The following is a 17,639-nucleotide window of genomic DNA, read 5'->3' as shown; positions in this document are numbered from 1 at the left end:
CGCTTACACCTTCAACACATCACGGCGGCGCATCGGCCGGGCGAACAATTCAGCGAGATCCCCCGCCTGATCGAAACCATGGATGGGCGAGAACACCAGCTCGATCGCCCATTTGGTGGAAAGACCCTCATTCTCGAGCGGATTGGCGAGGCCGAGGCCGCATACGGTGAGGTCAGGCTTGGTGGCGCGCACCCGCTCAAGCTGTTTGTCGACATGCTGGCCTTCGGAAAGCTGCACCCCCGGCGGCATATGCTCCAGCTCTTTGGTGAGATGGGTGCGGTGAAGATAGGGCGTGCCCACTTCGGTCAGCACCGTGCCCATTTCATTGGCGAGGAAGCGCGCCAGCGGTACTTCCAATTGCGAGTCCGGCATGAAGAAGATGGTTTTGCCCTCAAGCCGCTCGCGCTGATGCTGTAGGCCGCGGCGGGCGCGTTCCTGATAGGGAAGCAGCACTTCGGCGACATGCCCGGCATCAATGCCGAAAGTCGTTGCCGCAGCGGTCAGCCAGTCGGTGGTGCCTTCAACGCCGAAGGGGAAGAGCGCGTCAATCCGCTTGGCCCCACGTTCGAGCAGGCGCTGGCCGGTATCGCCCAGAAACGGTTGGGCAAGCAGGAAATGGGTGTTGGGTCCGATGCCGGGCAGCTTGTCGACCGAGCGCTCGGGCAGGCTGGCGACATTGTCGATGCCGATCTTGGCGAACAATCGCATAAACTGATCCTCGACGATATCGGGCAGTGAGCCGACAAGGATCAGGTTCTTCGGCGCATCTTCCGGCAGCGTCGGCATTTCCGGCACTAGCGAGGCAAGACAGGCATCTTCGCCCTCGGTAAAAGTTGTCTCAATGCCGCTGCCCGAATAGTTGAGCACTCGCACATTAGGCGCATATTGCCCGCCAAGGCGTTGCGCGGCTTTGGCGAGGTCGAGCTTGATAACTTCTGACGGGCAACTGCCGACAAGGAACAGCGTCTTGATCTCGGGGCGGCGTTCCAGAAGCTGGTTGACGATGCGGTCAAGCTCTTCATTGGCATCGGCCAGACCCGCCAGATCGCGCTCTTCCATAATCGCGGTGCCAAAGCGCGGCTCGGCGAAGATCATTACGCCCGCTGCCGATTGCATCAGATGCGCGCAGGTGCGTGAGCCGACAATCAGGAAGAAGGCATCCTGTATCTTGCGGTGCAGCCAGATAATGCCGGTCAGGCCGCAAAAGACTTCGCGCTGGCCCTTTTCTTTCAGTACTGGAGCACAGTCGGAGCCATTGGCCGCTGCGCCTTGCGGCATGGCGATATCGCTATGCGTTTGGGTGAGGGTGTCGCTCATGCTGCCACCGCCTGCGGGCCTTGCGCCTGCTGCTCTTTCGCGATCCGCTCACCCTCAAGCCGCGCCATGCGGAGCTTCCAGAGGAACTGTCCGGCGTTGATGACATAGGTGACATAGGCGGCGAGGGCGACATACATGCGCTCCTCGCTGGTGCCCCAGCCATTGAACAGCATCAGGATGTATGCGGTATGCAGCGCCAGCACCGCCATCGAGAAGGCATCTTCCCAGAAGAACGGCTTGGCAAACAGCCACTCATCAAACACCACCTTCTCCCAGATCGAACCGGTGATCATGATGGTGTAGAGGATCAGCGTTTTGATCAGGATCGAGATCTCGGCGGCGCTCTCGCCCTCGCCGGTCATCAGGTACCGAATGACGAGAAACAGACTTATCCCGAACACCAGAAACTGCAGCGGCGCCAAAATGCCCTGAACCAGCGTCCAGCGCGACTCGTCGCGGCGTTTTCTCTGTTCAGGGGTGTATAGCGCGTAGCTGGAGGCCGCAGGCTGGGAAAGCCCGGTTTTCCGGGGGTTTTGATCTGTGGCGTTTTGATATGTGCCCGACAGCGTCCCTACTCCATTTGTTATGAAAGGAGATTAGGAACCTTTTCTGTAAAGTGTCAAGTTTTTTTGACGTTCAGTCTAATTGACACTTTTTGCCGTCTGCGCATTGCCTATTGGTGCGTGATGGAGTATGCCCCGAGTCACGCGAGTTAAATATAACCGCTTGGCCGACGTTATGGCACGCCGACCAGACTTGACTTAGGAGAGTCTGAAAGATGGCATCAGTATTCGGTATCGCTGAATTGCGCTCCAGGCTGGATGGCTGGAGAACTGGTAAGAAACCGCAGGACGATCTCGACCCTGACACCCCGGACATTGTATTTGACCCAAACGATCTTCGCTCAGCCAGCGATGGCGGCGATGACTTGTCGGTGGTTGTTGAAAATCTGGTCATCCCCAAATTGATTGCCGAACGGCCCAATCTGCATGGCGCAGTGCTGGACGATGGTCATTGCAGCTGCGGTTCAAAAGCCATTAGTAAAACCGATGTGGAGTATTTCGTGCTGCTGGCGCTCGAAGGCGATGCGCGCAAACTCCTCGATTTTGTCGATAGCTGTCTCTCCACTGGTAGCTCGGTTGAAACCATCTATGTCGATCTTCTGGCCCCTGCTGCCCGCCGCCTTGGCGACTATTGGGATGAAGACAGTGTAGACTTTGTCGATGTCACCATGGGGCTGTGGCGCGTGCAGGAAATCCTGCGCGAACTGACCTTGCATCTGCCGCCCAAATTTGAAGAGGGCCATGGCCAGCGCTCGGCATTGTTCTCCACCATGCCCGGTGAGCAACACAGCCTTGGCACGCTGATGGTGGCCGAATGCTTCCAACGCGCCGGCTGGGACGCTGATGTTCTGATGGAGCCAACTCGGTCCGAATTGACAGGGAAATTTGCCAATAGATACTATGATTTAATTGGATTGACGGTAAGTCTTGATTGCCCTACCGACGCCATCACCAACCTGATTAAGGCCATCAGGGCGGTTTCCACCAACCCGGAAATTAAAGTTCTGCTGGGAGGACGTGTGATCAACGATCAGCCTGAACTTGTGCAGCTATGTGGTGCAGATGGCACTGCGGATGATGCCCCGAGTGCGGTGAAGGTGGCGGAGGAACTGGTTCCTTTGCGCACCAGTATGTTTGAAAAGCTGGCCTGAGAATTGGCCTATTGAAATGAACTTTGAATCCACAGGCGACCATCGCATACCATTTAGCGATCCGGACTCCATGTTTGAGGGGTTCAGCCGGGAGGATATTCTCGAACTGGCCTATTCCTCGGGCGATTTCATTCTGGCGATAGATGAGAATGAGATTGTCCGCGATGTGGCGGTCAACAGCAAGGACCACCGTCTGGCGCAGAAATGGGTCGGCAAGAAATGGTCCGACACAGTCAGCGCCGAGAGCAAGGCCAAAGTTCAGAAAATGCTCCAGGACGGCAGCGCGGATGATCAGACATGGCGGCAGGTCAACCATGTTGATGATGGCGATGATATCCCGGTGAATTATCGCATATTGCGACCTTCCAATACGACGTTGCAGATTGCAATTGGCCGCGACATTCGCTCGATTGCTCTGCTGCAACAGCGTTTGCTCAAGACACAACAGTCGATGGAGCGCGACTATCTCAACCTGCGCCAGACCGAAACGCGCTATCGCCTGCTGTTCGACAATATTTCCTATCCTGTGCTGATCGTTGATAGTGACACCTATCAGATTCAACAGGCCAATCGCGCGTCGCATGGATTGATCAACGCTGCGCCCGGCGCGCTCGAAAACAAGGGCCTGCTTGAGCTGGTCGAGCGCGATTTCCGCGATGATATCATCGCTTATATGGGCGCGATCTCGGTCAGTGGTAAAGTCGATCCGGTGAGCATCCGGCTTGAGGGGCGCACCGGTTTTGTCAAATTGTCGGCGTCCGCGTTCCGCCAATCGGGACGGCAATACTGGCTGATCAATATTGATGATGGCCAGCACGAGGTGCCGGGCCGAAGCGCGGATCAATATATTCTCGATGTTGTTGAGAAGATGCCGGACGCCTTTGTTCTGGCCGATGAAAATCAGGACATCATCGTCGCCAATCGCGCCTTTGTCGAGCTGGTCCAGGCCGGCGCGATGGAGCAGATTCTCGGCGTGTCGCTCAATCGCTTTGTCGGTCGCCCGGATGTCGATCTCAATCTGCTCAGAAAGCAGCTTAAAGACCATCAGGACGTGCGCAATTTCAGCTCGGTGGTCAACGATCTCAATGGCGGCGAAGAGCCGGTTGAGATTTCCGCGATCATGGTGGAACGCGATCAGCCGCTTTACGGCTATTCGGTTCGCGGGGTCGGGCGGCGCGAGCGCGATCTGCCTGAAACTTCAAATGAGCTTCCGCGCTCGGTAGATCAGCTGACCGAATTGGTAGGCCGCAAGCCGCTGAAGGAAATTGTCCGCGAAAGTACCGACCTGATCGAGCGCATGTGCATTGAGGCGGCGCTGGTGCATACCTCGGATAACCGCGCATCTGCCGCGGAAATTCTGGGTCTAAGCCGTCAAAGCCTGTACTCGAAACTGCATCGCCATGGGCTTGGCAATCTCACCGGCAAGGGTGACAACTAGCGCCGATCGCCGTCAAAAAATATTGACGATTTTTATTGTCCAAATAATTTGACACACCTCGTTTCTTGGCATAGCCTTGGCTTATGTCAGACTCGACGCTCTCCCGCACATTTGCGCAGGTGCCTGCACCCAAGGATGTGCTTGAGCTGACCAAGCCGGTCACCTGGTTCCCGCCGATGTGGGCCTTTATGTGCGGCGTGGTGTCATCAGGGGCATCAATAACCGAAAACTGGTTGTTTCTGGCCGTCGGTATTTTGCTGACCGGGCCGATTGTCTGCGGCACCAGCCAGGTGATCAATGACTGGTGTGACCGCGAGGTTGACGCAATCAATGAACCCAACCGCCCAATCCCCTCGGGGCGTATCCCCGGCAATTGGGGTGTCTATATCGCGCTCATTGGCTCGACCATATCGCTACTGGTCGCCGCCGCGCTCGGTTTCTGGGTGCTGATCGCCACCTGTGTCGCGCTGTTTTTTGGCTGGGCCTATAGCTCACCGCCTTTCCGCTTAAAGAAGAGTGGCTGGTTGGGGCCGCTGGTCTGTGCGCTCAGCTATGAGGGCCTGTCCTGGTTCACCGGGGCCAGTGTTATGCTCGGTGGACTGCCATCCGGCACTATATTGCTGGTGATCCTGCTCTACAGCCTCGGCGCGCATGGCATAATGACGCTGAATGATTTCAAGGCGGTTGAAGGCGATACGGAAATGGGCCTGAAATCGCTGCCCGTCGTCATGGGCGTGCGCAATGCCGCGATCTTTGCCTGCGTCGTGATGGCGCTGCCGCAACTCGCCGTCATTGGCGTGCTTATCACCCAAAATCTCACCATTTCCGCCGCGATTGTCAGCCTGTTCCTGTTGGTGCAACTGGGATTGATGGTCCGGCTGGTTGGAGCCCCCCGCAAATTGGCGCCCTGGTATAATGCCACCGGCGTCTCGCTCTACGTCTTTGGTATGCTGGCTTCGGCATTGGGCCTGGGAGGATATATCTGATGGCGCAAACACTTTCTTCTGGTGGACGGATTGGGTCGGCTGGCCTGTCACAAGCGGCTGGCAAACAGGCTGGCTTAAGCTGGTTCGGCATTATCCGCCTGGGCGCGGTCCAGGCATCGATTGGTGCGATTGTGATGCTGGCGTCATCGCTGCTTAACCGGGTGATGGTGGTGGAATATTCGGTCGCAGCGGCTATTCCGGCGGCCCTGGTCGCCTGGCATTATGCGGTGCAGCTCACCCGGCCATTATGGGGCCATCACTCAGACCGCAGCGCGCGGCGCACGCCATGGATTATCGGCGGCATGAGCCTGTTGGTGATTGGCGCATTAATGGCGGTCAATGCGACCATCATGATGGCCAGTCCGAGCATCTTCGGTGCCTTATTGGCGATTAGTGCGTTCACGCTGATTGGCTTTGGCGTCGGCATAGCGGGTACGACGTTGTTGGCACTGCTGGCCTCGCGTGTTTCAATGGAGCGCAAGCCCGCTTCGGCGGCCATTACCTGGATCATGATGATCGCCGGTATCGTGATTGCCGCCGCGGTCGCAGGTGCCAATCTTGACCCGTTCAGCCCGCAACGTCTTGCGATAGTTTGTAGTTTTGTGGCTTTGGCCGCGTTTAGCCTGATGCTGCTGGCGCTCTATCGGCTGGAAGAAACCACCGAGGTAGTCGAGCGCCCGCATTCTGATGAACAGGCCAAGAGCTTTCCCGAAGTATTGCGCGAAATCTGGCAGGAAGATCAGGCGCGGCGCTTCACCTATTTCGTCTTCCTGTCGATGCTGGCCTATAGCATGCAGGATCTGATCATGGAGCCTTTTGCCGGATTCCTCTTCGCGATGACGCCGGGTGAATCGACCACATTGTCGAGCATTCAGCATGGCGGCATTTTGATCGGCATGCTGGTGGCAGGATTGGGTGGCAGTCTGTTTGCCCATTATTATGGCTCCAATCTTAAAATCTGGATTGTTCTTGGCTGTGCCGGGTCGGCGATGATGCTCGCAGGACTGTCCATGGCGGCGTCGACAGGAGGCGCGTGGCCGCTGACTGCCAATGTCTTTGGCCTCGGCTTTGCAAATGGCATGTTTGCCGTCGGTGCGGTGAGCGCGATGCTTGGTCTTGCCAGCAAGGGCGTAGCCTCGGGCGAGGGCGCGCGTATGGGCGTCTGGGGTGCAGCGCAGGCAATTGCCTTTGGCTTGGGCGGATTATTGGGCGCGGTGATTGTTGATCAGCTGCGCAGCATGACGGGCGAAGATGTCACCGCATTTCAGATTGTTTTCGCGGTTGAGGCGCTGCTGTTTATCGGCGCGGCGCTGATGGCGACGACGATGCAAATGCCGCGCAAGGAGCGCCAGACGGGAGCGGTTAAGGAGGCAGTAGGAGCATGAGCGAGCAATCACAGGCAGAATTTGATGTCATCGTTGTCGGCGGCGGACCGTCCGGAGCCACCGCGGCGTATGATCTGGCGATGCAGGGGCATAAGGTGATGTTGCTCGACCGGGCAGGGCGGATAAAACCCTGTGGCGGCGCGGTGCCGCCGCGATTGCTCAAGGACTTTGACATTCCGCAATCGCTGCTCAAGGCCCACGCCCATTCGGCGCGGATCATTTCACCCAAGGACAACCGTGTTGATATGCCAGTGGGTGAGGGCGGCTATGTCGGCATGGTGGACCGTGACGAGTTTGACGAATGGCTGCGCAATCGTGCTGCCGAGGCTGGTGCGATCCGCATGACGGGAACCTATGAGGGTATAGAGCAAGGCGACAACAATATCGCCACCATCTGCTACCGCACCGAGCGCAATGGCGAGATGCAGCGCGTCACCACCAAGGCTGTTATCGGTGCCGATGGTGCACGCTCAAAAGTAGCGCGGGATTCGATCAAAAACGCCGATCGCGTGCCATGCGTCTTTGCCTATCACGAGATTGTGAAGGTGCCCGAAGAGCATCAGGAAGACTATCGCGATGACCGCTGCGATGTCTATTATCAGGGGCATTTGTCGCCTGACTTTTACGCCTGGATTTTCCCGCATGGCAAAACCGCCAGCATTGGTCTGGGCAGCGCCAATAAGGGCTTTCCGCTGCGCGAAACCACCAAGCTAATGCGCGAGCAGACCGGACTGGACGGTTGGGAAACCATCCGCAAGGAAGGTGCCCCGATCCCGCTCAAGCCGTTGAAGAAATGGGATAATGGCAAGAATGTGCTGGTTGTCGGAGATGCAGCAGGCGTGGTCGCGCCGGCATCGGGTGAGGGTATTTACTATGCCATGGCCGCCGGGCGCATGGGTGCCGAGGCGGCGATGGAATATCTCAAGACCGCCAATGCCAAAGCTCTGGCCGGCGCGCGCAAGAAATTCATGAAGCAGCATGGCCGCGTGTTCTGGATCCTGGGTATCATGCAATATTTCTGGTATTCAAGCGACAAGCGCCGCGAGCGCTTTGTCAAAATGTGCGATGACCCGGATGTGCAGCGCTTGACTTGGGAAGCCTATATGCACAAAGAATTGGTCAAGCGTGACCCGCTGGCGCATGTCAAAATCTTCCTGAAAGACACCGCGCATCTCCTGGGCATCAAGTCTATGGAAGAGGAGCAGGTCGCCAAGGGAGGATAGGCCAGAATATGAAGAAAGCGGCGTTATTCCCGATTGGTCTCGCCGCTTTTCTGGCCTTTATGACCGCGGTGATCGGCAGCACGATCACGGTTCTCGATGAATGGTATTATTCGCTGCAGCAACCGCCATGGGCGCCGCCCGATTGGCTGTTCGGCATTGCCTGGACGATCATTTTTTCACTGATCGCACTGGCGGGCTATCTCGCTTGGTTCAAGGCCCCGACGCGGCGCGACATTGACTATGCGCTGACGCTGTTTGCGCTGAACGGCTTTCTCAACCTGTTATGGAGCTTCCTCTTCTTCCGCTTTCAGCGGCCGGATTGGGCATTTTACGAGCTGACGCTGCTATGGTTGTCGATCTTCATGCTGATCATCTTCTGCGTCCGTTTTTCGCGCGGCGCGGCGCTGTTACTGCTGCCCTATCTCGCCTGGGTGACGTTCGCCGGCGCGCTCAACTTTGAAATCGTCCGCCTGAACGCGCCCTTTGGCTGATGCCCCGATGATGCAGGCGTTCTTCTCCTCCGGCCATGCAGTTGATGTGGTGCTGCTGGTCCTGCTGGCCGAGGCTCTATGGCTGAAATGGCAGGGCAGGGACTGGCCCATGATCCTCGGCGCGCTGATGCCCGCGGTGCTGATGATGATAGCGCTACGGGGAGCGCTGACGGGCGCAAGCTGGCCGATGATCGCGCTGCCGCTGGCTCTGTCTTTCCCGATCCATCTCTACGATATGCGGCGGCGTGGGAGGCAGGGCGATTGATCGCTCTTCCGCGAGGGGCGACATAAGGATAAACCCAAATAATGGTCCAGTCTTCTTCCATTTATTCGCGCAAGGCGATTGAACAGGCTCCAGAGCATTTGGACCGGGCCCAATTGTTTGCGATTTGCAAGCTCGATATCAATGCACCCTCTGACCTAACGACCATGGTGGCAGAAGAAGACTATGTCAGGCTTCTCGAAACGATAGCGCAGGCTGAGGATGGATTGCCGCGAGCTCATATAAAGCTTGGCGCATCGATGCGCTGCGAAGATTTGGGTGCTGTGGGTCTAGCATGGAAAAGCTCGCCCACTTTGATGGATGGCTGGGATCGCGCGCAGCGTTATATTAGCGTTGTTTCTGGTGTGAGGGCGCTTGAGCTAAATCGAGGCAAGGAAACCACCGAGATCCGTTTCCTGCGTCTGACTGACGAAGCGCCTATGGGGGCCAAACTTTCAAACGAGGCAACTTTCGCATCCTTTATTGCCATTTGCCGCGAAGCATCCGGCCGAAAGTTCAAGCCCATACGCGCTTTTTGCGGGCATGAGTTTGTCGGCGATAAGACTTTTCTCGAGGACTTTATAGGTTGTGAACTCGAAGATCGCGCCGGCATCAATGCGATTGTCGTCTCTAATGCTGAATTAGCGCTGCCTAATGCCGTAGGCGATGATGCGATATCCCGCTTTTTCGATGGACGTGTTGAGGAGATGCTAGCGGAGACCAAGACAGAATTGCCACTGTCGATCCAGGTCAAATCGGAAATCGGAAAGAATTTGAGCGGCGGCGTTCCCAAGCTTTCGGATGTCGCAAAGGCGCTGGGGATGAGTGCCCGAACGCTTCAGCGTAAACTGAACGATGAAGGGGCCGTATTTCAGGCATTGGTGGACGAAGCTCGGCGTGAGCTGTCCGAACGTTTACTGCGAACATCGCAATATCCTCTTGTCGAGGTTGCTTTCCTAACAGGCTTTGCTGAGCAAAGCGGCTTTACCCGTGCGTTCAAGCGCTGGGCCGGCCAAACGCCTCGATCTTACCGGTTAAACGCAACATCACGCTGATGACGTCATCTGCACAAAGCTTGGCATCCCAGGACAAGAGAAGCTGCAGCCCGTGATCTATCCCATGCTTGTCTCCAACAAACAGGAACAAGCAAATGGCCAACAAGAATGACGATAACAAGATTACCCTGGTGATCGGTGGAACCGGGAAAACCGGCAAGAGGGTTGCCGATCGGCTGACCGAGAAAGGGCAAACCGTCCGCATCGGGTCGCGATCATCGGTTCCCGGCTTTGACTGGGATCAGGAATCGGGCTGGGATACTGCTTTGGAAGGTGTGAGCAGCATCTACATAACCTACTCCCCCGATCTGGCGATGCCCGGAGCAACCGATGCAATCACCGCCCTGGTCTGGCGCGCCAAACTCAACGGTGTTCAGCGCCTCGTTCTGCTATCAGGTCGCGGTGAGAAAGAAGCACAAGCCTGCGAGCAGATTGTCCAGGATAGCGGTCTTGAATGGACCATTGTGCGCGCCAGCTGGTTCAACCAGAACTTCTCCGAAGGGGCGTTTATTGACATGGTCCTCAGCGGCGCGATCACTTTGCCAGCAGGCCAAACACCAGAGCCCTTTGTCGATATCGATGACATAACGGATATCGCCGTCGCGGCGTTGACGGAAGATCGGCACAATGGAGAAATTTACGAGGTCACCGGCCCCCGCTTGATGACCATGGCTGATATTGCTTCAGATCTTTCCAGAGCAACTGGCCGAGAGATTGCTTTTATCGATGTGCCCCATGAGGCATTTATCGAGGGGCTGACCCAATCCGGCGCGCCCAAGGATGTCGTGTGGATGCTCGATTATCTGTTTTCGACTGTCCTCGACGGACGCAATGCGCACCTAACGGACGGGGTTCAGCGTGCCCTGGGAAGAGCGCCAAAAGACTTTGCCGATTATGCCAGGGATGTCGCCGCGACCGGTGCGTGGAGGATTGCAGCATGAGGTACATCATCACACGCAGCGCATTGGGAGTGTCGGGCGTGATCCTCGCCGTTATCGGCAGCTCGATCATGGCAGCACCGAGACTGTTCCTTGCCACCAGCGAGGTCATTGTTGAGCAAGACGCAGGCCTTATGTCTGAAGTGACCGCGCCGAGCGGCATGTTGATCATCACTGGCGCGTTCATGTTGCTCGGCGCGATCAATCTGCAATTTTCAAGGCTCGGCCTCGTCTTGGGTGCCATTGTCTATGGAAGTTACGGCGTGAGCCGCTTTGTCAGCATGTATCTGCACGGAATGCCCTCCGATTCACTGATGATAGTTGCATATTTCGAGCTTGGAGTTGCGGCCATGTTGGCGGTGCTCAACTTTGCTGCGCCACTTTCAACAGCGGCTTCGGTTCACGGGCATTTTGAACCTGAAGGCTAGCGAACCCGCTGCGCATAAAGCGCATATTTTCAAAATTCACATTTTAGGAACCCATCCCATGACCTATGAATGGCCCCTCTACTTTTGTCTCTTTCTGGCGCTTTGGAGCGCGATTATCGGAGGCGTATTTTCTGCATTCTCAGAATTCATCATGTCAGCCCTACTCAAGACAGAGACCGCTGGCGCAATTGAGGCGATGCAGCATATTAACCGAGATGTGATCAGGACCCAGTTCGTCGCTGGCATCTTGTCTATAGCGCTCTTCTCGCTTCTGTTCACGGTCTACAGCATTGCAGTATTTGAAGGAGCGGCTCTCGTAACGCTGATCCTTGCACCCCTAGTCTATCTCCCAAGTGTCTTTCTTATGACGATCTTTGGCAATATACCAATGAACAACAGGCTCGAAGGTCTCGACCATAGAAGCGAGTTGGCCCGCGCATACTGGAAAGAGTATGGTGTGCAGTGGACGCGGTTTAATCACTATCGTTCACTGGGCAGCGTTCTGACTGCAGGGCTTTACATCATCGCTGCCCTAACACTTGTCAGCAGCGGGCAGGTGTAATCATGAGATATGCACAATTCGGTGCCGTTGTGATCATCGCGATTGTCCTCTGGGGTGGCCTGGTCTTTACAGCTTTGGATCAAGGATGGGGACATGGCCACATCGCGAAAGTCGGCGCTGTCTTTCCTGATCCATCTCTACGATATGCGGCGGCATAGTCGGCAGGGTGGTTGACCTTCCAGTCATCCCCGCGAAGGCGGGGATAAGGCTTTTCATTAAGAAGATATCACGCGGAGGCGCGAAGACGCGGAGAGGTGATAAAGACTCTCCGCGTCTTCGCGCCTCCGCGTGAATCAAAAAGCCCTGGCCCCGCTTTCGCGGGGCCGACGAGAAAAAGCCTATCGGAAATCACAAACAAAAAGCCCGGCGCGGGGGCCGGGCTAGTGGGTGCCTGAGGGTGGGCGTTACCACCCCAGGGGAAAAATGGATCCGTATGCGTCTTAGTACTCCGGGGCGTATTTGTGTTCGATGGCCCAGAGATACCAATTGTCGACAACCGTGCCGGTGAGCAGGATGCCGATGCCGCCGGTCAGCGTCGTCAGCACTGCGAACCACCATGCCCAGCGGTGGATCGATTCCATGGTGGCGTTAAAGCCCATGGTCCAGCGCCAGAAGAGGCCGGCGCGTTCGGTCGCCGTGCCGCGATCGGTGATCTGCTCCAGCTCGCGTTCACCGCCATAGCGGCCTACCGCCAGGATCGTCGCGCCGTGCATGGCGAACAGCAGCGCCGAGCCATAGAGGAACACGATCGATAGTGCGTGGAACGGATTGTAGAACAGATTGCCATATTGCAGCGAGAAGTTGTTGGTCCATTCAAGATGCGAGAAGATGCCATAGGGCACCGCTTCGGCCCAGCTGCCCATCATCATCGGGCGGATAAAGCCCAGCACCAGGAACAGCCAGATCGCCGAGAGGAACGCCCATGCGACATGGGTGCCCATGCCCAGCGCCCGTGCCCGCATATAGGTGCGTGCCCACCAGAGCAGAACCGATGCGGTGAGGAAGAAGCCGGCCATGATGAACCAGCCACCTTCATTCAGCGGCACAAAGGGCGAGAAACCCCATTCGGAGGAGGGCGGATCCAGCGTCAGCCAGAAAAACTCGCGCATAAAGGCCACCGGGCTCCAATTGACCGAAGCGGCGAAGTTCATGCCGATGATCAGCAGCGACAGGAAGCCGGTTACCAGCGAAGCAATACCGAGCCAGCCGAGATAGAGCGGGCCAATCTGTGCCTGGCCGAATTTGCCCATCCAATAGCTGGCGCCGGTGACTTCATAGCGCGGTTCACTGGTTCCGGGCTTGTGCGGCATGCCCATTTCGGGGCTATGCTCCAACTGCACCTGCGTAAAGATATTCTGATAGCGTGCCATGTGCGTGTCTCCCCTTACTCAGCCCAGACCGGAATGCTCTTCCACCAGTCCCACCATTCGGGCCAGCCTTCGGCCCAGATCGGTCCTGAGATGAAGATGCAGACCGCGCTCCAGAAACCGGCATTCAGCGCCAGGAACAGGCCGAGACGATGGATACCGATGGTACCAACCGAATAGCCGATAAAATCACGGAAGAAGGTATCCTCATATTCCGGCGTCTTGACGGTTTCGCCCTTGGCCGGGTTGACCGCCGAGAGGATCAGTGCGCCATGCAGCGCCAGCGCCAGGTTCGTCGTGAAGAAGAACGTAATGGCGATCATATGGGCCGGATTATAGTGGAAATTCACATATTGGTATCCGGTGTTGGATACCCAGTCGAGATGGCTGAAAATGCCATAGGGGAAGCCATATCCCCATGCGCCCATCGCCAGCGGGCGGAATACGACCAGTGTGACATAGGCGAAAATTGCGAAGCTGAAGGCAATCGGCACATGATAGCCAATCCCCAGTTTTCGGCATATCTCCACTTCTCTGAGCGCCCAGGAGCAGAACGCCCCGACCGCGCATATGGTGATGATCTGCCAGAGGCCGCCATCCATCATCGGTGCCAGTGCCAGGCCATAGCTGACATCGGGCGGGTTAATCGAAATCAGCCAGGGGTTCCATGTCGGCCCCTGTGATGCGCCATAAAAGATCAACGCTGTCCCAAGCGAGGCGAAAATCGCCGTGGTGACGCCAAAAAACCCAACATAAAACGGGCCGATCCAGAAATCGAAGAGATCCCCGCCGATCAACGTGCCACCGCGGACACGATATTTCCTCTCATAGCTTAAAAGCGCCATCGCTCTATCCTTCAGACATTATCTTGTCGCACCCAATTCACAGTGCGCACGCCTTTGCTGAACCACCCAATGGGAGGCGCGACAGTCGCCCGTCGCGACCTCCTTGGGAGCTTGGGTTCAGGTTAGCTGCTCAGACTGTTCGAGCGTTACCGAAGCAGTTGTGGCTGAAGGTTTTTCAAGCCAGTTGTAGCGATCGGTGCTCAACAGAATGAAGTGAATAAGAACTGCTAGCGTGAACAGAAAAACCGCAAGAGCGACAAACACTCTTCGCGGATCGAATGTCATCCACATTCTCCACATAGTCTCTTCTCCTTATGCCAGCATGGTCAAGGCTGCTTGCGCAACCTGGACACCGTCATTCAGCATCGCGTAGCCGGGTGTGTCAGGGAACCATGGTTTCCACATCCACACCAATATGTGCGCAATGACTGCTACGGTGACGAAGAAGCCCATGCTTGCGACAAAGAGCTTGTGCAGCTCCTTAGCCTCGTCGGGGGTTAGATAGGCCTCCGGGCCTAATCGTTCTTCAGTACTCATATAGTCCTTCTCCATTCTAGCTCCCGGAAAGCCGCCAAGGCGCCTCCCACGGGTGTTCCCTGACGGCACCCATTGCCGACAAGGTTTCGGACGCGAAAAGGCGGTTAGCCTCTCGCGAATATGTGGAGCGGATCATGAGAGATCATGCGTTCGCCCCTTCAAGTAATGCCGATGCAAGACGATCAGCAGAAACACGCTCTTCCCCTGCGCGCCGGGCCTGTCGCTCGGCGGCATCGCGCAGATTCTTGGCGGCGGAAATGCGCACCAGAACCGGCTGTTTCTCGACAATGGCGTCGAGTTTTTCCTTGGCATCTGTGTCCCATTCCAGTGGCGCCTCGAGCCGGGCCGGGGTGGCCTCGCCCTTGTCCATCTGGGTGGAAAGCGGCAGGATGTGGAACAGCGCATCGAACAGTGCGTTGCACACTTCCTGAACCAGATAGGTCGCGCCGGCATAGCCCATATAGGGGGTGCCGGTATGGCGGCGGATGGCAGCACCGGGGAAGGAAGCCGGGATGAATATCCCGCGCCCGCCGGCCTCGGCCATATACATGCGCTCATTATAGCTACCGAACACCATGATCGGCGCCTTCTCGTGAATATCCTCGCGCACCGCCTCATTATCGGGCTTCACGCCCGCTGTGCGGCCATAGGAGAAGGAGCAGGGCATCCCCATGTCATTCTCCAGGAAGTTGCTGATGCCGCGGGCATAGGTTTCATTGGCGACGATGCCAAAATTGGCAGTGCCGAAGAAATCCTGTGTCACCGAGCGCCACAAATCCCATAGCGGCTTGATGGTGGTGTGCTTTTCCTTCTCGATGAAAGGCTCGGGATCGAGGCCGGTCATCTCGCCCAGCTGGCGCAGGAATTTGGTGGTGGAATCCAGGCCAATCGGCGCCTGCAAATAGGGCCGTTCGAGCAGTTCGCAGAGGTTACGGCCAAATTCGCGATACATGCACACATTGACCGAGGCATTGGCGAGCTGGCGGATGTCCGCCAGATGGGTGCCGAGCGGGAACACCATGTTGACCTCGGCGCCAATGCCTTCGATCAGCCTGCGGATTTCAGCCAGATCAGACGGCATGTTGAACATGCCATAGCTCGGCCCAATGATATTGACCTTGGGCTTGTCACCTTCCTTCAACACCTTGGGCTTGGGCATTTTTTTGGGGCCAAACTCGGTCCACAGCCAGGAAAGCGCACGGTCCTCGGACTGCCACTGATCCTCATCAATGGTGCGCGGCAGGAAGCGCTTGATATTGGTGCCTTCGGGCGTCACGCCGCCGCCGATCATCTCGGCGATTGAGCCAGTGACCACCACAGCGGGCAGGTCAGGGTCGAGCGACTTCCAGGCGCGTTTCATGGCACCTTCGGTGCCGGTCTTGCCGAGTTCTTCCTCGGCAAGGCCAGTGACAACAATCGGCAGCTCATGTGGCGGCAGGCCGTCAGTATAGTGCAATACCGATGTTACCGGCAGGTTTTCACACCCCACCGGGCCATCAATGATTACCTGTAGGCCCTTGATCGCGGTGAACGCGTAAACCGAGCCCCAATAGCCACCGGCGCGGTCATGATCGAGTATCAGTGTCATGTTCCAATCGCCTCCGCTGCCTTGGCGGCTGCTGCATTTTGCGCCGCATATTTTTTCTTGAACTTGGGCCGGTCAGTGGGGACGTCCTCCCAGATACCGGCAGCATGGCCTTCGCCGACGCCTTCAAAGAATTCGGTCATCTTGTCGAAGCGTGCCTTGTTACCCAAAGCGCCATTGATCACCTGCGCCAGACTGCCAGCGCCTGCCGGTCCCATCAGCGGACGGGCCGAGATCAGATTGGTGAAATAGAGACCCGGCGTGCCTTTGGATTTGGCATGCTGCACAACCGGCGTGGTGCCGATGGCCAGATCAGGCTCATATTCATCGACCGCAGCATTGTCCTGCTCCAGGCTGGCGCGGAAATTAACCTTGCAGCCATGCGCCTCAAGCCATTCGCGATCCGGGTCAGACCATTTGGTTTTGGGACAGGCAGAGCCGACATAGGGCACTTCCGCACCGCTTTCGATCAGCAGGCGGGCAACCAGAAGCTCAGAGCCCTCATAACCGGCGACGGTGATACGGCCCTTGATCGGCATCGCCGAAAGCGCGCCATCAATCGCTGGGAGCATCGCATTTTGCGCCGCCGCAATCTGATCGGCGCTGCAACCATAGGTCTCGCCAATCGCCTTGAGCCAGGCAGCGGTGCCATCGCGGCCCACCGGAGCGGAGCCGACAATCGGACGACCAGCCGCCTCAAATTCGCGAATGCTGGCGGTGTAGAAGGGGTGGATTGCGGCGATAACCGAGCCATCCAGCGCGCTGTACAATTCGCGCCATTCGCGGGTTGGCACAACTGCACCAGCCGCCAGTCCCAGCGGGGCCAGCATATGGCCAATGCCCACCGGATCAGCCGGGAACATCTCGCCGAGCAAGGTCACCGTGGGCTTGTCGGAGCGCTCTTTCGGCGCGGCGACAGGGCCTTGTTCGGCTTCCTCGCGGGCGAATTTCAGCATCGCGCCTGCCAGAACATCCTTGGCCTCGGCATGGGTCGGGACACCAAAGCCCGGCACGTCGATACCGATGATCCGCACACCGTTAATCTGGTCCGGCAACAGCCTGAGCGGTACGCCGCTGGCGGTGGGGACGCAGAGATTGGTGATGACGATGGTGTCATAGAGTTCGGGATCAGCCATCTGCTCAACGGCTTCCTTGATGTCCTCGAACAGCTTGCCGGTGACCAACGTCTCTGAACTGAACGGGACATAGCCGACTGTCCGCCGCGCACCGTAAAAATGCGAGGTGAAGGTCAGGCCATAGACACAGCAGGCCGAGCCGGAGAGGATCGTCGCGGTGCGGCGCATACGCAAGCCGACACGTAGCGAACCAAAGGCCGGGCACATGCTCTGAGGCTGGTCATGCGGACCTACCGGATAGTCCTTCTCATATTGGTCGAGAATTTCGCTCTTGCCCGCCTTTTTGGCGGCCTCGCGCATGGTGTCGGCACCGGCGTGGCAACCGCCGCCTTCAGGCACAGGGGGAGCGTCAGGCTGAGCAACGTCAAGC

The 17,639-nt window shown here is 57.3% G+C and carries 19 protein-coding genes; 11 read left to right on the top strand and 8 right to left on the bottom strand.

From position 1 onward, the window contains the following. Positions 1 to 3: 3 nt before the first annotated feature. Together RB602_RS11845 and bchF are read right to left on the bottom strand one after the other, a co-directional pair. Positions 4 to 1,278: a ferredoxin:protochlorophyllide reductase (ATP-dependent) subunit N gene (locus RB602_RS11845; RefSeq protein ID WP_317084522.1), complete on the bottom strand. Its 1,275-nt coding sequence runs from the start codon at positions 1,276 to 1,278 to the stop codon at positions 4 to 6. 35 nt (positions 1,279 to 1,313) lie between these two features. Continuing rightward, positions 1,314 to 1,754 (bottom strand): 2-vinyl bacteriochlorophyllide hydratase, encoded by a 441-nt coding sequence (bchF, locus tag RB602_RS11840; protein ID WP_317084521.1) that lies wholly within the window; start codon positions 1,752 to 1,754, stop codon positions 1,314 to 1,316. Between the two features lie 341 nt (positions 1,755 to 2,095). Between bchF and RB602_RS11835 the strand changes: the two genes are divergently transcribed. The 11 genes from RB602_RS11835 (at position 2,096) to RB602_RS11785 (ending at position 11,799) form a co-directional block, all read left to right on the top strand. Further along, positions 2,096 to 3,031: a cobalamin B12-binding domain-containing protein gene (locus RB602_RS11835; protein ID WP_317080789.1), complete on the top strand. Its 936-nt coding sequence runs from the start codon at positions 2,096 to 2,098 to the stop codon at positions 3,029 to 3,031. A gap of 16 nt (positions 3,032 to 3,047) precedes the next feature. Then, positions 3,048 to 4,469 (top strand): transcriptional regulator PpsR, encoded by a 1,422-nt coding sequence (ppsR, locus tag RB602_RS11830; protein ID WP_317080788.1) that lies wholly within the window; start codon positions 3,048 to 3,050, stop codon positions 4,467 to 4,469. Between the two features lie 83 nt (positions 4,470 to 4,552). Beyond that, on the top strand, positions 4,553 to 5,455 hold the full coding sequence (gene chlG / locus RB602_RS11825) for a chlorophyll synthase ChlG (protein WP_317080787.1): 903 nt from the start codon (positions 4,553 to 4,555) through the stop codon (positions 5,453 to 5,455). Further along, positions 5,455 to 6,840, top strand: coding sequence for a BCD family MFS transporter (locus RB602_RS11820; RefSeq protein ID WP_317080786.1), 1,386 nt, complete (start codon positions 5,455 to 5,457; stop codon positions 6,838 to 6,840). The genes chlG and RB602_RS11820 overlap by 1 nt, the downstream gene beginning before the upstream one ends. After that, positions 6,837 to 8,063, top strand: coding sequence for a geranylgeranyl diphosphate reductase (locus RB602_RS11815; protein WP_317080785.1), 1,227 nt, complete (start codon positions 6,837 to 6,839; stop codon positions 8,061 to 8,063). Before RB602_RS11820 ends, RB602_RS11815 begins: the two co-directional genes overlap by 4 nt. An 8-nt stretch (positions 8,064 to 8,071) precedes the next feature. Beyond that, entirely contained in the window at positions 8,072 to 8,554 is a 483-nt protein-coding gene (locus tag RB602_RS11810) for a TspO/MBR family protein (RefSeq protein ID WP_317080784.1), read from the top strand. Continuing rightward, on the top strand, positions 8,547 to 8,819 hold the full coding sequence (locus tag RB602_RS11805) for a hypothetical protein (RefSeq protein WP_317080783.1): 273 nt from the start codon (positions 8,547 to 8,549) through the stop codon (positions 8,817 to 8,819). Before RB602_RS11810 ends, RB602_RS11805 begins: the two co-directional genes overlap by 8 nt. 41 nt (positions 8,820 to 8,860) lie before the next feature. Beyond that, on the top strand, positions 8,861 to 9,871 hold the full coding sequence (locus tag RB602_RS11800; RefSeq protein WP_317080782.1) for an AraC family transcriptional regulator: 1,011 nt from the start codon (positions 8,861 to 8,863) through the stop codon (positions 9,869 to 9,871). A 95-nt stretch (positions 9,872 to 9,966) separates the two neighbouring features. Next, positions 9,967 to 10,812 (top strand): NmrA family NAD(P)-binding protein, encoded by an 846-nt coding sequence (locus RB602_RS11795; RefSeq protein ID WP_317080781.1) that lies wholly within the window; start codon positions 9,967 to 9,969, stop codon positions 10,810 to 10,812. Beyond that, positions 10,809 to 11,237 (top strand): DUF4345 domain-containing protein, encoded by a 429-nt coding sequence (locus RB602_RS11790; RefSeq protein WP_317080780.1) that lies wholly within the window; start codon positions 10,809 to 10,811, stop codon positions 11,235 to 11,237. The genes RB602_RS11795 and RB602_RS11790 overlap by 4 nt, the downstream gene beginning before the upstream one ends. 58 nt (positions 11,238 to 11,295) lie before the next feature. Next, complete coding sequence (locus tag RB602_RS11785; RefSeq protein WP_317080779.1) at positions 11,296 to 11,799, top strand: anthrone oxygenase family protein; 504 nt, start codon at positions 11,296 to 11,298, stop codon at positions 11,797 to 11,799. A 440-nt stretch (positions 11,800 to 12,239) separates the two neighbouring features. On the opposite strand, the gene pufM is transcribed toward RB602_RS11785, so the two are convergent. The 6 genes from pufM to bchY all read right to left on the bottom strand — a co-directional run bounded on the left by pufM (position 12,240) and on the right by bchY (position 17,569). Then, entirely contained in the window at positions 12,240 to 13,169 is a 930-nt protein-coding gene (pufM, locus tag RB602_RS11780) for a photosynthetic reaction center subunit M (RefSeq protein ID WP_317080778.1), read from the bottom strand. Between the two features lie 14 nt (positions 13,170 to 13,183). Further along, positions 13,184 to 14,011 carry a photosynthetic reaction center subunit L gene (pufL, locus tag RB602_RS11775; RefSeq protein WP_317080777.1) on the bottom strand — a complete coding sequence of 276 codons (828 nt, stop codon included), beginning with the start codon at positions 14,009 to 14,011 and terminating at the stop codon, positions 13,184 to 13,186. A 117-nt stretch (positions 14,012 to 14,128) separates the two neighbouring features. Continuing rightward, positions 14,129 to 14,296 carry a light-harvesting antenna LH1, alpha subunit gene (gene pufA, locus RB602_RS11770; RefSeq protein WP_406568358.1) on the bottom strand — a complete coding sequence of 56 codons (168 nt, stop codon included), beginning with the start codon at positions 14,294 to 14,296 and terminating at the stop codon, positions 14,129 to 14,131. A 27-nt stretch (positions 14,297 to 14,323) separates the two neighbouring features. Then, entirely contained in the window at positions 14,324 to 14,548 is a 225-nt protein-coding gene (gene pufB / locus RB602_RS11765) for a light-harvesting antenna LH1, beta subunit (protein WP_317080775.1), read from the bottom strand. Positions 14,549 to 14,690: 142 nt separating this feature from the next. Then, on the bottom strand, positions 14,691 to 16,136 hold the full coding sequence (bchZ, locus tag RB602_RS11760; RefSeq protein WP_317080774.1) for a chlorophyllide a reductase subunit Z: 1,446 nt from the start codon (positions 16,134 to 16,136) through the stop codon (positions 14,691 to 14,693). After that, positions 16,133 to 17,569 carry a chlorophyllide a reductase subunit Y gene (gene bchY / locus RB602_RS11755; protein WP_317084519.1) on the bottom strand — a complete coding sequence of 479 codons (1,437 nt, stop codon included), beginning with the start codon at positions 17,567 to 17,569 and terminating at the stop codon, positions 16,133 to 16,135. The genes bchZ and bchY overlap by 4 nt, the downstream gene beginning before the upstream one ends. Positions 17,570 to 17,639 lie beyond the last annotated feature (70 nt).

Origin of the sequence: Parasphingorhabdus sp. SCSIO 66989 (genome assembly GCF_032852305.1) — a bacterium.
Lineage (GTDB): Bacteria > Pseudomonadota > Alphaproteobacteria > Sphingomonadales > Sphingomonadaceae > Alterisphingorhabdus > Alterisphingorhabdus coralli.
Note: the sequence above shows the minus strand (reverse complement) of the source record. Positions and strands in the feature narration are given on the sequence as shown.

What these genes read in the sequence shown, in the direction of transcription:
- pufB (WP_317080775.1), bottom strand. Translation starts at nt 14,548, where the DNA reads ATGAGTACTGAAGAACGATTAGGCCCGGAGGCCTATCTAACCCCCGAC.
- RB602_RS11815 (WP_317080785.1), top strand. Translation starts at nt 6,837, where the DNA reads ATGAGCGAGCAATCACAGGCAGAATTTGATGTCATCGTTGTCGGCGGC.
- bchY (WP_317084519.1), bottom strand. Translation starts at nt 17,569, where the DNA reads ATGCGCGAGGCCGCCAAAAAGGCGGGCAAGAGCGAAATTCTCGACCAA.
- RB602_RS11835 (WP_317080789.1), top strand. Translation starts at nt 2,096, where the DNA reads ATGGCATCAGTATTCGGTATCGCTGAATTGCGCTCCAGGCTGGATGGC.
- RB602_RS11845 (WP_317084522.1), bottom strand. Translation starts at nt 1,278, where the DNA reads ATGCCGCAAGGCGCAGCGGCCAATGGCTCCGACTGTGCTCCAGTACTG.
- pufM (WP_317080778.1), bottom strand. Translation starts at nt 13,169, where the DNA reads ATGGCACGCTATCAGAATATCTTTACGCAGGTGCAGTTGGAGCATAGC.
- RB602_RS11790 (WP_317080780.1), top strand. Translation starts at nt 10,809, where the DNA reads ATGAGGTACATCATCACACGCAGCGCATTGGGAGTGTCGGGCGTGATC.
- bchZ (WP_317080774.1), bottom strand. Translation starts at nt 16,136, where the DNA reads ATGACACTGATACTCGATCATGACCGCGCCGGTGGCTATTGGGGCTCG.
- pufL (WP_317080777.1), bottom strand. Translation starts at nt 14,011, where the DNA reads ATGGCGCTTTTAAGCTATGAGAGGAAATATCGTGTCCGCGGTGGCACG.
- RB602_RS11795 (WP_317080781.1), top strand. Translation starts at nt 9,967, where the DNA reads ATGGCCAACAAGAATGACGATAACAAGATTACCCTGGTGATCGGTGGA.
- RB602_RS11785 (WP_317080779.1), top strand. Translation starts at nt 11,296, where the DNA reads ATGACCTATGAATGGCCCCTCTACTTTTGTCTCTTTCTGGCGCTTTGG.
- RB602_RS11810 (WP_317080784.1), top strand. Translation starts at nt 8,072, where the DNA reads ATGAAGAAAGCGGCGTTATTCCCGATTGGTCTCGCCGCTTTTCTGGCC.
- RB602_RS11820 (WP_317080786.1), top strand. Translation starts at nt 5,455, where the DNA reads ATGGCGCAAACACTTTCTTCTGGTGGACGGATTGGGTCGGCTGGCCTG.
- chlG (WP_317080787.1), top strand. Translation starts at nt 4,553, where the DNA reads ATGTCAGACTCGACGCTCTCCCGCACATTTGCGCAGGTGCCTGCACCC.
- ppsR (WP_317080788.1), top strand. Translation starts at nt 3,048, where the DNA reads ATGAACTTTGAATCCACAGGCGACCATCGCATACCATTTAGCGATCCG.
- pufA (WP_406568358.1), bottom strand. Translation starts at nt 14,296, where the DNA reads ATGACATTCGATCCGCGAAGAGTGTTTGTCGCTCTTGCGGTTTTTCTG.
- RB602_RS11800 (WP_317080782.1), top strand. Translation starts at nt 8,861, where the DNA reads ATGGTCCAGTCTTCTTCCATTTATTCGCGCAAGGCGATTGAACAGGCT.